This window comes from Agromyces sp. C10 (genome assembly GCF_023217995.1).
Lineage (GTDB): Bacteria > Actinomycetota > Actinomycetes > Actinomycetales > Microbacteriaceae > Agromyces > Agromyces indicus.
This window is the reverse complement of record NZ_JALPSX010000004.1, coordinates 198315-213055: the sequence shown is the minus strand read 5'-3', so window position 1 is coordinate 213055 and position 14741 is coordinate 198315. Positions and strand designations below refer to the sequence as shown.

Sequence of the window (14741 nt, the reverse complement as noted above, 5' to 3'; positions counted from 1 at the left end):
CTGATCGAGTCGGCTCGTGAACCGCTCGTTGGAGGATCGCCGGCCGGCGCGTGAGCCGAGCGGAAGCTCGGGGCAGGAGCGGTCGTGACCTCTGTCGAACCCACCAAGCCCATCGGATCGGTCGAGTCGGTCGCCGGTGCGGCGCCGTCGGATGCCGTGCCCGGCGGGATCTCGCAGGCGGAACGCACCTACGTGCTCGACACGTCGGTGCTGCTGTCCGACCCGCGAGCCCTGTTCCGATTCGCCGAACACGCCGTGGTGCTCCCCGTCGTGGTGATCACCGAGCTCGAGGCGAAGCGGAACGACCCCGAGATCGGCTTCTTCGCCCGCAAGGCGCTGCGCATCCTCGATGATCTCCGCGTCGAGCACGAACGGCTCGACTTCCCGATCCCGGTCGGCGACGACGGCGGGTCGCTCCGCGTCGAGCTCAACCACTCGAGCATGTCGGTGCTGCCGAGCGGCCTCCAGCTGAACGACAACGACTCGCGCATCCTGGCGTGCGCGATGAACCTCTCGAACGACGGCCTCGCGGTCACGGTCGTCTCGAAGGACCTCCCGCTGCGCGTCAAGGCGGCCTCGGTCGGCCTCGACGCGCAGGAATACCGCGCGGAACTCGCGGTCGACTCCGGCTGGACGGGCATGGCGGATCTGGCGCTCGGCTCGAACGACATGGCGAAGCTGTACGAGCACGACGCGATCACGACGAGCGAGGTCGAGGGCATGCCGGTCAACACCGGCCTGGTCATCCACTCCGAGCGCGGCTCGGCCCTCGGCCGCGTGGTGGGCGAGCACGAGGTGCGGCTGGTGCGCGGCGACCGCGAGGTGTTCGGCGTGCACGGGCGCTCGGCCGAGCAGCGCCTCGCGATCGACCTGCTCCTCGACCAGGAGATCGGGATCCTCTCGCTCGGCGGACGGGCGGGCACGGGCAAGTCGGCGCTTGCCCTGTGCGCCGGGCTCGAAGCCGTGCTCGAACGGCAGCAGCACAAGAAGATCATGGTCTTCCGGCCGCTGTACGCGGTGGGCGGGCAGGAGCTCGGGTACCTGCCGGGCGACCAGGGCGAGAAGATGAACCCCTGGGCGCAGGCCGTGTTCGACACCCTCGGCGCCCTCGTCTCCGACAACGTGCTCGAGGAGGTCGTCGACCGCGGCATCCTCGAGGTGCTGCCCCTCACGCACATCCGAGGCCGTTCGCTGCACGACGCGTTCGTGATCGTCGACGAGGCGCAGTCGCTCGAACGCAACGTGCTGCTCACCGTACTGAGTCGCATCGGGCAGAACTCGCGGGTGATCCTCACGCACGACGTGGCGCAGCGCGACAACCTGCGGGTCGGCCGGCACGACGGCGTCGCGAGCGTCATCGAGACGCTGAAGGGGCACCCGCTGTTCGCCCACATCACGCTGACCCGGTCCGAGCGGTCGGCGATCGCGGCACTCGTCTCCGAAATGCTCGACGGCGCCGAACTGGCGTAGTCGCCGCGACGCCGCGCGGACGCACGACGGCCCCGGAACCTCGGTTCCGGGGCCGTCGTGATGCAGCGGATGCCGCGGCCGGCGCTACTTCGCCTGAGGCGGACGCGTCATCGACAGCAGGTTCAGGGCCTCGTCGAGCTGCGCCTCGGTGAGGTCGCCGCGCTCGACGTGGCCGAGGTCGACGACGGCCTCGCGGACCGTGATGCCCTTGGCGACCGAGTGCTTCGCGATCTTCGCCGCGGCCTCGTAGCCGATGATCTTGTTGAGGGGCGTGACGATGGACGGCGACATGCCGGCCAGGGCGGTCGTGCGCTCCTCGTTGACCTGGAGGCCGTCGATCGTCTTGTCGGCCAGGACGCGCACCGAGTTCGACAGCAGGCGGATCGACTCGAGCAGCGCCGTGCCCATGACCGGGATCTGCACGTTCAGCTCGAACGAGCCCGATGCGCCCGCCCAGGCGACGGTGGCGTCGTTGCCCACGACGCGCGATGCGACCATGAGCACCGCCTCGGGGACGACCGGGTTGACCTTGCCCGGCATGATCGAGGACCCCGGCTGCAGGTCGGGGATGAACAGCTCGCCGAGGCCGGTGTTCGGGCCCGAGCCCATCCAGCGGAGGTCGTTGCAGATCTTGGTGAGGCTCACGGCGATCGTGCGGAGCGCGCCGGACGCCTCGACGAGCCCGTCGCGGTTGGCCTGCGCCTCGAAGTGGTCGGCCGCCTCGGTGATCGGCAACTCGGTCTCCTGCTGGAGCAGCTCGATCACCAGCTGCGGGAACCCGGCCGGCGTGTTGATGCCCGTGCCGACGGCGGTGCCGCCGAGGGGGACCTCCGCGACCCGGGGCAGCGCCGAGCGCACGCGCTCGATGCCGAGGCGGACCTGACGGGCGTAGCCGCCGAACTCCTGGCCGAGCGTCACGGGCGTCGCGTCCATCAGGTGGGTGCGGCCGGCCTTGACGATGTCGGCCCACGCGTCGGCCTTCGCCTCGAGGGCCACGGCGAGGTGGTCGAGCGACGGGATGAGCTCGTCGATGAGCGCGGCGGTGACCGCGATGTGCACCGAGGTCGGGAAGACGTCGTTGGAGGACTGCGAGGCGTTGACGTGGTCGTTCGGGTGCACCGGGCTGCCGAGCTTCTCGGTCGCGATCGTCGCGAGCACCTCGTTCATGTTCATGTTCGAGGAGGTGCCCGAGCCGGTCTGGTACACGTCGACCGGGAAGTGCTCGGTGAAGGAGTGGCGACCGGCGATGACCTCGTCGGCCGCGTCGGCGATCGCCTGCGCGAGCTGCGCGTCGAGCACGCCGAGTCGCGCGTTCGCGAGCGCCGCGGACTTCTTGATGCGGGCGAGCGCCGCGATCTGGGCGGGCTCGAGGCCCGACCCGGAGATCGGGAAGTTCTCGACCGCCCGCTGCGTCTGCGCGCGGTACAGCGCCGACGCGGGGACCCGCACCTCGCCCATCGTGTCGTGTTCGATCCGGTAGTCGGCGGCGTTGTCCACCACGGTGTGTTCCCCTTCGATCTCGGGCGGTTTCGAGTTGCGGCAGCGGCGCGCGCAGCGAGCGGATGCCGCCGCCGGCGTCAGATGCGACCGACGACGATGTCGGTCTCGGCGCGGCCCTCGAGCAGGCGGTAGTTCGCGCCGACGATAGCCAGCGTACCGGCTGCGATCGCGTCGCTGATCACCTCGGATCGCTCGAGGAGCTCCGCCACGGTGTCGCGGAGGTGCTCGCGTCCGACGTAGGCGGCGTCGATCGCGCCCGGGTCGATCGTCCCCTCGGCGGAGCCGGCCACGCGGCGCACGGCGGGCACGATCCGCTCGACCACGGACTGGATGTGCGCCGGGAGCGGCGCGGCGTCCGCGCCCTGCGAGTCGATGGCGGCGCGGACGGCGCCGCACTGGTCGTGGCCGAGCACGAGGATCAGCGGCACGCCGAGGACGCCGACGGCGTACTCGAGGGATCCGATCACGTCGTCGGAGGTCACCTGCCCGGCGTTGCGGACCACGAAGGCGTCGCCGAGTCCGACGTCGAAGATGATCTCGGCCGACAGCCGCGAGTCGCTGCAGCCGAAGATCGCCACGAGCGGGCGCTGGTGGTCGGCGAGTTCGGTTCGCCGATCGACGTCCTGACGGGGGTGCTGCGGGGTGCCGGCGATGAACCGCTGGTTGCCGGCGCGGAGTTCGCGCCACGTCTCGGCGGGGGAAGTGGGACGTGCGGGCACGGACTGGGTCACGGCCGTTCCTCTCAGCGCTGTGCGTCGACGGCCGGCGCGATCGCGCGGGCCAGGGTCTCGAATTCCTCCGGGGAGGCGGTGCCGAGCAGCACGAAGGTGCTGTCGCCCGCCTCGGTGACGAGGCCGTACCTCGCGTTGCCGACCTCGGCGGTGGTCTCGCGGTTGTCGTACACGGTCCATTCGACCCCGTCGATGGTCGTCACGCCCGTCGCGATCGTGTTGGCGAGCAGGTCGGCGGTCCACGTGGGGTTCGCATCGAGCCCCTGGTACATGCCCGCGTACTCGTCGCTCGGCGTCAGGTAGCCGGCGTACCAGGCGGTCACGCCGTCGGCGCGGTTGTCGCGCAGCTCGGCGGCGTTCGAACGCCACCCCTCGGGCAGCTCGGGCACCGCGAGCTGCGGGTCGATGCCGGCCTGCGCCTGCGCCGCGACGGCGGGCACGTCGATGTCGCGCTCGATCGGGACGTCGCTGCGCGGCACGATGAGCACGATGACGGCGACGACGGCGAGGCTCGCGAGGAGGGAGCCGACGAGGTTGCGAACGGTCTGCCGCTGGCGTCGTCGCACCGCGTCGTCGGCCTTGCGCGCCGCCGTCTCCTCCGGCGTCTCGGGGCGGCCGAGCTCGGCCACCACGCGCGGCTCGCGTCTCGCCATCAGCCCTCGCCGCCGCGGGTCGAGGAGTCGGATGCCGCGGCGCCGGCGCGCGCGGCGTCGAGCCGGGCCTTCGCGCCGACGAGCCACTCCTCGCAGCGCTGCGCGAGCGCCTCGCCGCGCTCCCAGAGCGCGAGCGACTCCTCGAGCGTGGCCGAGCCCTGCTCGAGCTCGGAGACGACGCGAACGAGCTCGTCGCGCGCCTGCTCGTAGCTCAGCTCGGCGACATCCGGGGGAGTGGTGGGCATGGACGGCATTCTATTCGCCGTCGCCGACAGCACCCCGAGATGTCGCGCCGAGACGGCCCTCGGCGAGCGTGATGCGCAGCGCCGTGCCCTCCGGCGCCTGGTCGGGCCGGGTGAGGACGCCGTCGTGCTCGCGCTGCACGATGGCGTAGCCGCGCTGCAGCGTTGCGAGCGGCGAGAGGGCCCGCAGCTGCGATCGCAGTTCCGCGACGCGCACGCCGGCGCGCTCGATCGCGCGTTCGGCCAGCTCGGTGCCGCGCGCCACCCACCTCGTCACGTCCTCGGCGCGGCGGTCGACGATCCAGCCCGGATCGGCGAGGGCCGGGCGGGATCGCAGGTGGCCCAGCCGGTCGATCTCGTGCGAGACGAGCGTCGTGACCCGCATGCGCAGGCGCGCGCGGGCCTGCTCGACCCGGATGAGCTCCTCGGCCACGTCGGGCACCACCCGCTTCGCGGCATCCGTCGGCGTCGACGCCCTGAGGTCGGCGACGTCGTCGAGGAGCGGGCGGTCGGCCTCGTGGCCGATCGCGCTCACGATGGGCGTGGTCGCCTCGGCCGCGGCCCGCACCACGCGCTCGTCGCTGAATCCGAGGAGGTTCTGGAAGTCGCCGCCGCCGCGCGCGACGATGATGACGTCGACCTCGGGGTCGGCGTCGAGCCGGCGGATCGCCGACACCACCTCGGGGCAGCAGCGCTCGCCCTGCACCGCCGCGTGGACGACGCGGAACTCGACCGCGGGCCACCGAAGCCTGGCGTTGCGGATCACGTCCTTCTCGGCGTCGCTGTCTTTGCCGGTGACCAGGCCGATCACGCCGGGCAGGAAGGGCAGCCGCTGCTTGCGGGCGGCGTCGAAGAGCCCCTCGGCCGCGAGCTGGGCGCGCAGCCGCTCGAGCCGCTCCAGCAGGTCGCCGAGCCCGACGTGGCGGAGGTCGAAGACCTGCATCGTGAGCGAGCCGCCCTTGACCCACCAGTTGGGCTTCACCAGCGCGACGACGTGGTCGCCGGCCTTGAACTGCTCGGTCAGCTTCGCCCGGGTCGACGACCAGATCGTGAAGGAGACGGTCGCCTCGGCCTCGAGGTCCTTGAGCTTGCCGTACACGTTGCCGGCCGACACGCCCCACTGCGTGACCTCGCCCTCGATCCACACCGTGCCCAGCCGGTCGAGGTACTCCTTGAGCTTGCCCGAGAGCACCGAGACGGGCCACGGCGTCTCGCGCGTCGTGGGGCCCTGCGCCATGCGGCCTCCCAGCCGCTCGTCATGTGGGGCCGCGTAGGATGGGCACCGTGACGAGCTTGACGGATGCCCCGCGAATCGACCTCGGCATGCCTCGGATCCCGAGCGTGCGCGGCCGGCTCAAGGATATCCCCGCCCAAGGACGCAAGCGGGTGCTGCTCGCAGCGCCGCGCGGCTACTGCGCGGGCGTCGACCGTGCGGTGATCGCCGTCGAGAAGGCGCTCGAGCACTACGGTGCGCCCGTCTACGTGCGCAAGCAGATCGTCCACAACATCCACGTGGTCACCGAGCTCGAGAAGCAGGGCGCGATCTTCGTCGAGGAGGTCGACGAGGTGCCCGAGGGCTCGCACGTCGTCTTCAGCGCGCACGGCGTCTCGCCCGCGGTCGTGAACTCCGCCGCCGAGCGCGGCCTGCACGCCATCGACGCCACCTGCCCGCTCGTCACCAAGGTGCACCGCGAGGCCGTGCGCTTCGCGCGCGACGACTTCGAGATCCTGCTCATCGGCCACGAGGGCCACGAGGAGGTCGAGGGCACCGCGGGTGAGGCACCCGACCACGTCACCCTCGTCAACAGCCCCGACGACGTGCCGAACATCGAGGTGCGCGACCCCGACAAGGTCGTGTGGCTCTCGCAGACCACGCTCTCCGTCGACGAGACGATGGAGACCGTGCGGCGCCTCCGCGAGCGGTTCCCGAACCTGCAGGACCCGCCGTCCGACGACATCTGCTACGCGACCCAGAACCGCCAGGTCGCCATCAAGAAGGTCGCGCGCGAGTCCGACGTCGTCATCGTCGTCGGCTCGGCGAACTCGTCGAACAGCGTCCGCCTCGTCGAGGTCGCCCTCGAGTACGGCGCGAAGCGCGCCTACCGGGTCGACTACTCCACCGAGATCCGGCAGGAGTGGCTGGAGGGCGCCGAGACCATCGGCGTCACGAGCGGCGCGTCGGTGCCCGAAGGGCTCGTCAAGGAGGTGCTCCTCGAGCTCGAGGACGCCGGCTACGGCGAGGTCGAGGAGGTCAAGACGGCCGAGGAGGACCTGATGTTCTCGCTGCCGAAGGAGCTCCGCAAGGACCTGCAGGGCAACCGCGACGCCCGCGCCCTCGGTGGCCGGGGTCGCCAGGCCGCCAACGCCTGAGCCCTCGCCGCAGGGCGACGCGGCGACGCGACCGGGCGGTCAGGCCCCCGGGCCCATGAGCACGCGAGCGTACTCCGGGTCGGAGAGCAGGATCTGCGCCATGAGCGCGTAGAACACCACGAACGCCAGCGCGCCCATCAGCAGCGGCACCCAGAATGCCAGGCGTCGCGCCCGCAGGCGCCGCAGCGACCAGGCCAGTGCGATGCCCCACAGCGCCAGCTGCAGGACCGTGCCCACGAGGATGAGCGTCGGCACCTGCACCCCGGGGACGAAGTCGCGCCCGGGCACCTCGGTGCCGAGCATCTCGGCCGTCTGCCGGAACGTCTCGGTCGCCACCGTCGGCAGCAGGTTCAGCAGGAGCGCGTTGTAGGCGGCGCCGAAGAGGCCGAGGACCAGCAGGATGACGGTCGCGATCGCGTCGCCGCGGCGGACGCCGCCGGCGGCGTCCGGCGCGGCGGGCCCCGGCGCTGCGGGGGCGACGGATGCCGCGGCATCCGTCCGCTGCTCGGCCGGCGGCTGCCACGACCAGCCCTCGGGGGCGTACTCGCCGTACTGCGGACGGGGCCGCTCGTCGCGCGGCGGCGGGGGCGGAGCGCCCTCGGCGCCTGCCCCGTGCGCGGCCCCGTTCCGAGCGGCCTCGTCCTGCGACATCCGCTGCCCTACGCCGAGATGGACTTGCCGGCGGAGCCGAGCTGGCGCGTGGACTCGCCGACGCGCGCGGCCATCGCCGTCTCGGCGACCTTGCCCCAGGCGCGGGGGTCGTACTGCTTCTTGTTGCCGACCTCGCCGTCGACCTTGAGCACGCCGTCGTAGTTCGTGAACATGTAGCCCGCGATCGCGCGCGTGAACGCGTACTGCGTGTCGGTGTCGATGTTCATCTTCACGACGCCGTTCGCGACCGCCTCGGCGATCTCCTCGTCGGTCGAGCCGGAGCCGCCGTGGAAGACCAGGTCGAGCGGCTTCTCGCCGGTGCCGTACTTGGCCGCGAGGCCGTCCTGGATCTCCTTGAGGAGCGACGGTCGGAGCTTGACGTTGCCGGGCTTGTAGACGCCGTGCACGTTGCCGAACGTGAGCGCCGCCATGTACCGGCCCTGCTCGCCGAGGCCGAGCGCCTCGACGGCGGCGATCGCGTCGTTCAGCGTCGTGTAGAGCGCCTCGTTCGAGCCCTCGTGCTTGACCCCGTCCTCCTCGCCGCCGACGACGCCGATCTCGACCTCGAGGATGGCGTTGATGTTCTTCAGCTTCGGGAGGATGTCCTTCGCGATCTGGAGGTTCTCGTCGAGCGGCACGGCCGAGCCGTCCCACATGTGCGACTGGAAGATCGGGTTGCGGCCCGCCTTCACCTCCTCCTCGGAGGCGGCGATGAGCGGGTAGACGAAGCCCTCGAGGGCCTCCTTCGGGCAGTGGTCGGTGTGCAGCGCCACGGTGACCGGGTACGCCTTCGCGACCTCGTGCGCGAACTTCGCGAACGCGAGCGCACCGGCCGCGCGGGCCTTCACGGTGTGGCCGGCGAAGTAGTCGGCGCCGCCCGTGGTGACCTGGATGATGCCGTCGGAGCCCGCCTCGCTGAGGCCCTGCAGCACCGCGTTGAGGGTCTGCGAGCTCGACACGTTGAACGCCGGGAAGGCGAAGCCCTGGGCCTTGGCGGTGTCGAGCATCTGCGCGTACTGCTCGGGAGTTGCGATGGGCATACCTTGCTCCTTCGGGAAGTCGTGGGTTGCGCACGAGTCTAGCGACGTGTCGAGGCGGCCTCAGGTGCGTGACGGATGCCGCGGCCGCATCGGGCACGATGGACCCGTGTCCTCGACCCAGCCCCACGAGCCGCCGCTCGACGACCGTCCGCTCGACCGCGTGCTCGCCGAGGCGACCCGGCTCGCCGCCGTCGCCGCCGTGCCGCTCGTCGGCCGCGGCGACCGCGACGCGGTCGACGGCGTCGCCGTCGCCGCCATGCGCGCGGCGCTCGCCGGAGCCGACGCCGACGGCCGGGTCGTGGTCGGGGAGGGCGAGAAGGACGACGCCCCCATGCTGCACCTCGGCGAGCGGTTCGGGACGGGCGGCGGCCCGGCGATCGACATCGCGGTGGACCCGGTCGACGGCACGAGCCTCGCCGCGGCCGCACTGCCGGGCGCGATGGCGGTGATGGCGGTGGCTCCGCGAGGCGCGTTCCTCGAGATCGGACCCGCGCACTACATGTCGAAGCTCGTGAGCCGGGTGCCCGGACTCGACCTCGATGCCCCGATGGCCGAGACCATCGACCGCATCGCCCTGGCCCGCGGGGTGACGGCCGCCGACGTGCGCGTGGCCGTGCAGGATCGTCCGCGCAACGCCGCCCTCGCCGACGCGGCGGCCGACGCGGGTGCCGCCGTCGAGCGGTTCGCGCACGGCGACGTCGAGCGCTGCCTCCGTGCCGCCCGGGGCGACGGCGACCTCGACCTCGTCGTCGGCGTGGGCGGTGCGCCCGAGGGGGTGCTCACGGCCGCGGCCGTCCGGGCGCTCGGCGGCTGGATGCAGGCGCGGCTGGCTCCGCAGTCGGAGGCGGAGGCCGCACGCCTCGCCGCCGTCGGCGTCGAGGTCGAGCGGGTCGTCGGCCTCGTGGAACTCTGCGGCCCGGCGACGGCGTTCTTCGCCACGGCGGTGACGCCGTGCGATCTCGGTCCGGGGGTGCGCCTGTCCGCGGGGGAGTCGTGGTCGGTCGGATCGATGGCCTGGGCGACCGAGCGTTAAGAATCCGCGATCTTTCGCGCCGATCGCGCCGGTTCCACGGCCCGCGGGCTGCCCTCCTCAGTAGGCTCGAACCGACCCTCCGTTCGCGCGACCCGCCGCGGTCGCCGCACCCAGACATTCAGGGAAGGCCCTTCGATGGCGAGCACCGAGACCGAAAGCCTCTACCTCCACCCCGACCGCAACATCGCCCTCGAGCTGGTGCGCGCGACCGAGGCCGCCGCCATCCGCTCCTACCCCTGGATCGGGCGCGGCGACAAGATCGGCGCCGACCGTGCGGCCGTCGATGCGATGCGCGCCTTCCTCAGCACGGTCGACTTCGACGGCGTCGTCGTGATCGGCGAGGGCGAGAAGGACGAGGCGCCGATGCTGTTCAACGGCGAGCACGTGGGCAACGGCCGCGGGCCGGCGTGCGACATCGCGGTCGACCCGATCGACGGCACGACCCTCACCGCCGAGGGCCGGCAGAACGCCCTGTCGGTGATCGCGGTCGCCGATCGCGGCACGATGCTCGACGCGTCATCCGTCTTCTACATGGACAAGATCGTCACGGATGCCGCAGGCATCGGCGTCGTCGACATCCGGAAGCCCATCGGCGAGAACCTCCGGGCGCTCGCGAAGGCCAAGGGCCGCGATGTCAGCGACCTCCGCGTCGCCGTGCTGAACCGTCCGCGCCACCAGCAGCTCATCGCCGACATCCGCGCCACGGGCGCCGGCACCCGTCTGATCAGCGACGGCGACGTCGCGGGCGGCATCAACGCAGCCCGGTACGAGTCGCGCATCGACATGTGCGTCGGCATCGGCGGCAGCCCCGAGGGCATCACCACCGCATGCGCCATCAAGGCGCTCGGCGGGTTCATGCAGGGTCGCCTCGCCCCGAAGGACGACGAGGAGCGCGCGGCCGGCGAGGCGGCGGGCCTGGACTGCGACCGGGTGTACGAGCTCGACGACCTCGTCCGAGGCGACAACACGTTCTTCGTCGCCACGGGCGTCACCGACGGCGAACTGGTCGACGGCGTGCGCAAGAAGGGGCCGATCATCCGCACCGAGTCGATCGTGCTGCGCGGCAAGTCGGGAACCATCCGCCGCGTGCGCGCCGACCACCTCGTCGAGAAGTGGCTCGACGCCGACGACCGCTGACCCGCGCGGCGCCCCACGCGCCCGCGCTGCCGTGAGCTGAACCGCTCGCGGCACCCGCCGGGCTGGCGCAGACTGGGCGGGTGACCTCCGAGACGCGGATGCCGCGGGCGCTCCGCCCGTTCGGCTCCGGCCAGTACCGCCTGCTCGTCGTGGCCCTCGCCGCGTCGCTGCTGTCGGCGGGTGCCTGGATCGTCGCGGCCGCATGGCAGGTGATCGAACTCGGCGGGACGCCCATCGACCTGTCGATCGTCGCCGTCGGCGCCAGCCTCGGACTCGTCGCGGCGGTGCTCGTGGGCGGCGTGGTCGCCGACCGCGTTCCGCAGCGGCGGATCCTGCTGGTCGTGGAGGTGGTCCGCGCCGCGGTGTTCGCGGCGGCCGGGTGGCTCGCCGCGGCCGGTGCGATCGAGGTCTGGCACCTGGCCGTGCTGTCGTTCGTGCTCGGCGTCGCCGACGGGTTCTTCTACCCGGCGTACTCGGCGTGGCTGCCCGCCCTCCTGCCGGCCGAGCAGCTCCTCGCCGCGAACGGCGTCGAGGGGGTGCTGCGGCCGGTCGCGCAGAACGCCGCCGGGCCGGCGCTCGCGAGCCTGCTCATCGCCGTCCAGGGGCCGTGGCTGTCGTTCCTCGTGGTCGCCGGGCTGCAGGTGGTCGCCGTTGCGGCGCTGGGCCTCATGCGCACCACCGCGGTGCGCCGGGAGTTCGAGGAGGGGACGCCGGCGCATCCCGCGCGGCAGATGTTCGTGGACCTTCGGGACGGGTTCGCCTACCTGCTGCGCACCCGGTGGCTGTTCGCCACGCTCGCGTTCTCGATCCTGCTCGTGCTGGTGGTCATCGGCCCGATCGAGGTGCTCATCCCGTTCGCGGTGCGAGGCCAGGCGGGCGGGGGCGCGGGGGAGTTCGCGCTCGTGCTCGCGGCGTTCGGCCTCGGCGGTGCCGTCGGCTCGCTCCTGGTCTCGTCGTTCCGGCTGCCGCGGCGCTACCTCACGCTCATGATCATCGCGTGGGGCTTCGGCTGCATCCCGCTCGCGGTGATCGGGGTGACGCCGTGGCTGTGGGTGATGGTCGTGGCCACGTTCATCGTGGGGTTCCTGTTCGACGCGGCGCAGGTCGTCTGGGGCACGCTCCTGCAGCGCCGGGTGCCGCCGGCGATGCTGGGCCGCGTGTCGAGCCTCGACTTCTTCGTCTCGCTCGCCCTGATGCCGCTGTCGATGGCGATCGCCGGCCCGGTGGGCGAGTGGCTCGGCCTCGCGCCCGCGTTCCTCATCGCCGGCCTCGTGCCGCCCCTGCTCGCGGTGATCACCCTCGCGGCCGCCCGGCTCGGCGAGGACGAGCTGGCGCACCCGCTGGACGACGGCCCGATGGATCCCACGCAGGTGACGGGTGCCGAGGCGGCGGCGGGGTTCGCAGCGCCCGTGGACGAGCGCCACGAACCGCCGCCGTCCACGGGCGGGCGCGACGGCGGTGCCCGCGAGGGGTCAGGATGAGGCGGAGCGGATGTGGGGATCGAGGTCGGCGCCGTCGAAGTCGGTGCCGACGATGAGCTCCACGGGTTCGTCGCTCACCGGAACGGCGTCGATCGGATCGGTCGCGGGGGTGGCGTCGACGGGCGTCGGATCCGCCGCCGGGAGCCCGGCCACGGGGTCGCCGTCGGTCAGTTCCGGGGCGGAGAGCCGGCGCGGCGACTCGTGGATCGGTGTGGGCTCGGCGACGAGCGAGAGCTTGGTCTCGTTGATGCCGGGGAACTGGCGCGCCGTGACGAGCACGCGGGACTCGAGCGAGCTGGCGAACTTGTTGTAGCTGTCGACGGTGCGCTCGATGGCCTTGCGCAGCGAGTCGGCGTGACCGGCGAGCACGCCGATGCGCTGGTAGAGGGTGTTGCCGAGGTCGAACAGCTTCTTTGCCTCGTCGGACACGGCCTGCTGCTGCCACGCGTAGTCGATGGTCTTGAGCACGGCGAAGAGGTTCACGGGGGACGCGAGGGCGACGCGACGCTCGAACGCGTAGTTCAGCAGGCCGGCGTCGGCCTCGAGTGCCGCGGACAGCAGCGACTCGTTCGGGATGAACGCGATCACGAACTCGGGACTGGCCGCGAGCCCCTCCCAGTAGGACTTCTTGCCCAGGGCGTCGATGTGGGAGCGCATGGCCTTCACGTGCCGGTCGATGAGCGACTTGCGACGCGCACCCTCCTCGCCGGTCGCGGTCTCGGGGATGCTCGACGCCTCGAGGTAGTGCTCGAGCGGCACCTTCGAGTCGAGCGGGATGTACTTGCCGCCGGGCAGGTTCACGACCATGTCGGGGCGACCGCGGCCCTGGTCGGTCGTGACCTGGGTCTGCAGCTCGAAGTCGACGTGCTGGGTGAGCCCCGCGGCCTCCACCACTCGGCGCAGCTGCGTCTCGCCCCACACCCCGCGCGTGCTGTTGTTGCGCAGCGCGCTCGCCAGCGACTCGGTCGTGGCACGGAGCTCGGCGTCGGAGAGCTGCGCCCGCTTGAGCTGCTCGGCGATCGAGCCGTACTGCTCGCTGCGCTGCTGCTCGAGCTCGGACACCTTGCGCTGCATCGTCGCAAGGGTCTCGCGCACGGGGCTCAGCGCCTGCAGCACGGCGCTCTCGCGGCGTTCGCGCTCGCTGCGCTCGGCCTGGTCGAGCCGCTGCTGCTCGAGGGCCTCGCGGTGCTGGCGCACCTGGTGCTCGAGCTGCTCGCGCAGCCCGGCGGCAGCGGCCTCGGCCGCCGCCAGCTCGGCGCGGAGCGTCGCCTGCTGCTCGTGCTGCTCGGCGAGCAGCGCCGCGCGCTCGGCCTCGGCCGAGGCCCGCAGCTCGAGCAGGGCGCGCTCGTGGCGCGCCTCGACGAGCGCCGGGTCCTCGACCGGTTCGACCGCGTCGCCCGGGCGACGGGACGCCACGACGTGCATGACCAGCGCGCCGAGCGCGCCGCCGACGAGGAGGCCGATGAGCAGCAGGAGGAAGTCCATGCCGTCAGTGTGGCAGCGGCCCCCGACATCCGTTCGTCGCGGCGTCGCGCGCCGCCGGAACCTGCCCGGCACGGCGCGCGCCCGCAGGGCTCAGACGCGGCGCCAGTCGTCGCTCGTGAGGTGCGAGCCGGCCTGCGGGCCCATCTGCAGCATGCCGCCGTCGACGGCCCACGATGCGCCCGTGACGTACGACGCCCCCGGCGAGGCGAGGAACGCGATCACGGCGGCGATCTCGCGCGCGTCGCCGGGGCGACCGAGCGGCACGCCCGGGCGGTCCACGGTCGTCGGGTCCACGTCCTCCTGGTCGGTCATCGGCGTCGCGATCTCGCCCGGCGCCACGCAGTTCGCCGTGATGCCGTGCTCCCCGAGTTCGAGCGCGATGGTCTTCACCAGCCCGCCCAGGCCGTGCTTGGCCGCGTCGTACGCCGCGGAGCCCACGCGCGGCTGGTGCTCGTGCACGCTCGTCACCGCGATGAGGCGCCCGCCGCGACCGGCGGAGACCATCCGGCGCGCGGCCCGCTGCAGGCAGACGAACGCGCCGTCCAGATCGGTCGCCACGACCTCGCGCCACTCGTCCCAGGGCTGGTCGACGAACGGCGTCGCCGAGCCGGTGCCGGCGTTGTTCACGAAGACGTCGATGCCGCCGAGCCGCTCGCACAGGTCGTCGACCACGTCGCCGCAGGCCGGCGCATCCGACGCGTCGAGCCGCATGACCTCCGCACGCCGGCCGAGCTCGCGCACCTCGCGCGCGGTCTCCTCGGCCCCCTCGGCATCGGTGTGGTACGTGATGCCCACGTCCATGCCGTCCCGGGCCAGCGCCACGGCGGTCGCGCGGCCGATGCCGGAATCGGCTCCGGTCACGATCGCGATGCGGGGCGTGAACTCGTCGGTGTGCTGCTCGGCCATGTCGGCTCCCTTCGTCGAGCGCCCAGCCAAGCCGACGGAGGC

The 14741-nt window shown here is 72.5% G+C and carries 14 protein-coding genes; 5 read left to right on the top strand and 9 right to left on the bottom strand.

All coding sequences use genetic code 11. From position 1 onward, the window contains the following. Nucleotides 1–156 precede the first annotated feature (156 nt). Complete coding sequence (locus M1L56_RS06210; RefSeq protein WP_248598625.1) at nt 157–1470, top strand: PhoH family protein; 1314 nt, start codon at nt 157–159, stop codon at nt 1468–1470. Between the two features lie 84 nt (nt 1471–1554). Here M1L56_RS06210 and M1L56_RS06205 read toward each other — a convergent pair whose 3' ends face one another. From M1L56_RS06205 to xseA, 5 genes are all read right to left on the bottom strand, one after another. After that, on the bottom strand, nt 1555–2970 hold the full coding sequence (locus tag M1L56_RS06205) for an aspartate ammonia-lyase (RefSeq protein ID WP_082847285.1): 1416 nt from the start codon (nt 2968–2970) through the stop codon (nt 1555–1557). A gap of 77 nt (nt 2971–3047) precedes the next feature. Beyond that, nucleotides 3048–3701, bottom strand: coding sequence for a carbonic anhydrase (locus tag M1L56_RS06200; protein WP_248598571.1), 654 nt, complete (start codon nt 3699–3701; stop codon nt 3048–3050). Between the two features lie 11 nt (nt 3702–3712). Then, nucleotides 3713–4354, bottom strand: coding sequence for a DUF4245 family protein (locus M1L56_RS06195; protein ID WP_248598570.1), 642 nt, complete (start codon nt 4352–4354; stop codon nt 3713–3715). Beyond that, nucleotides 4354–4599 carry an exodeoxyribonuclease VII small subunit gene (locus M1L56_RS06190; RefSeq protein WP_157356849.1) on the bottom strand — a complete coding sequence of 82 codons (246 nt, stop codon included), beginning with the start codon at nt 4597–4599 and terminating at the stop codon, nt 4354–4356. The genes M1L56_RS06195 and M1L56_RS06190 overlap by 1 nt, the downstream gene beginning before the upstream one ends. Nucleotides 4600–4609: 10 nt before the next feature. Further along, a complete protein-coding gene (xseA, locus tag M1L56_RS06185) occupies nt 4610–5833 on the bottom strand; it encodes an exodeoxyribonuclease VII large subunit (protein ID WP_067949992.1) in 1224 nt (407 codons plus the stop codon). 86 nt (nt 5834–5919) lie between these two features. On the opposite strand from xseA, the gene M1L56_RS06180 reads away from it, so the two are divergent. Continuing rightward, nucleotides 5920–6966, top strand: coding sequence for a 4-hydroxy-3-methylbut-2-enyl diphosphate reductase (locus M1L56_RS06180; RefSeq protein ID WP_067950015.1), 1047 nt, complete (start codon nt 5920–5922; stop codon nt 6964–6966). A gap of 39 nt (nt 6967–7005) precedes the next feature. Here M1L56_RS06180 and M1L56_RS06175 read toward each other — a convergent pair whose 3' ends face one another. After that, complete coding sequence (locus tag M1L56_RS06175) at nt 7006–7617, bottom strand: DUF6264 family protein (RefSeq protein ID WP_248598569.1); 612 nt, start codon at nt 7615–7617, stop codon at nt 7006–7008. Nucleotides 7618–7625: 8 nt separating this feature from the next. Then, on the bottom strand, nt 7626–8657 hold the full coding sequence (gene fbaA / locus M1L56_RS06170; protein WP_248598568.1) for a class II fructose-bisphosphate aldolase: 1032 nt from the start codon (nt 8655–8657) through the stop codon (nt 7626–7628). A gap of 106 nt (nt 8658–8763) precedes the next feature. Here fbaA and M1L56_RS06165 point away from each other — a divergent pair, with 106 nt between their 5' ends. From M1L56_RS06165 to M1L56_RS06155, 3 genes are all read left to right on the top strand, one after another. Then, on the top strand, nt 8764–9690 hold the full coding sequence (locus M1L56_RS06165) for a fructose-bisphosphatase class II (RefSeq protein ID WP_248598567.1): 927 nt from the start codon (nt 8764–8766) through the stop codon (nt 9688–9690). A gap of 135 nt (nt 9691–9825) precedes the next feature. Continuing rightward, nucleotides 9826–10827 (top strand): class II fructose-bisphosphatase, encoded by a 1002-nt coding sequence (gene glpX, locus M1L56_RS06160; protein WP_067945810.1) that lies wholly within the window; start codon nt 9826–9828, stop codon nt 10825–10827. An 80-nt stretch (nt 10828–10907) separates the two neighbouring features. Further along, nucleotides 10908–12308 (top strand): MFS transporter, encoded by a 1401-nt coding sequence (locus M1L56_RS06155; protein WP_248598566.1) that lies wholly within the window; start codon nt 10908–10910, stop codon nt 12306–12308. On the opposite strand, the gene M1L56_RS06150 is transcribed toward M1L56_RS06155, so the two are convergent. Then, complete coding sequence (locus M1L56_RS06150; RefSeq protein WP_248598565.1) at nt 12300–13793, bottom strand: DNA recombination protein RmuC; 1494 nt, start codon at nt 13791–13793, stop codon at nt 12300–12302. The two genes, M1L56_RS06155 and M1L56_RS06150, sit on opposite strands and share 9 nt — an antisense overlap. A gap of 90 nt (nt 13794–13883) precedes the next feature. Next, nucleotides 13884–14699, bottom strand: a complete 816-nt coding sequence (locus M1L56_RS06145) for an SDR family oxidoreductase (protein WP_248598564.1) — start codon at nt 14697–14699, stop codon at nt 13884–13886. Nucleotides 14700–14741: the final 42 nt, after the last annotated feature.

Coding starts and splice junctions, on each gene's coding strand:
- fbaA (WP_248598568.1), bottom strand. CDS start 8,657: ATGCCCATCGCAACTCCCGAGCAGTACGCGCAGATGCTCGACACCGCC.
- M1L56_RS06150 (WP_248598565.1), bottom strand. CDS start 13,793: ATGGACTTCCTCCTGCTGCTCATCGGCCTCCTCGTCGGCGGCGCGCTC.
- glpX (WP_067945810.1), top strand. CDS start 9,826: ATGGCGAGCACCGAGACCGAAAGCCTCTACCTCCACCCCGACCGCAAC.
- M1L56_RS06145 (WP_248598564.1), bottom strand. CDS start 14,699: ATGGCCGAGCAGCACACCGACGAGTTCACGCCCCGCATCGCGATCGTG.
- M1L56_RS06190 (WP_157356849.1), bottom strand. CDS start 4,599: ATGCCCACCACTCCCCCGGATGTCGCCGAGCTGAGCTACGAGCAGGCG.
- M1L56_RS06180 (WP_067950015.1), top strand. CDS start 5,920: ATGCCTCGGATCCCGAGCGTGCGCGGCCGGCTCAAGGATATCCCCGCC.
- M1L56_RS06175 (WP_248598569.1), bottom strand. CDS start 7,617: ATGTCGCAGGACGAGGCCGCTCGGAACGGGGCCGCGCACGGGGCAGGC.
- M1L56_RS06195 (WP_248598570.1), bottom strand. CDS start 4,354: ATGGCGAGACGCGAGCCGCGCGTGGTGGCCGAGCTCGGCCGCCCCGAG.
- xseA (WP_067949992.1), bottom strand. CDS start 5,833: ATGGCGCAGGGCCCCACGACGCGCGAGACGCCGTGGCCCGTCTCGGTG.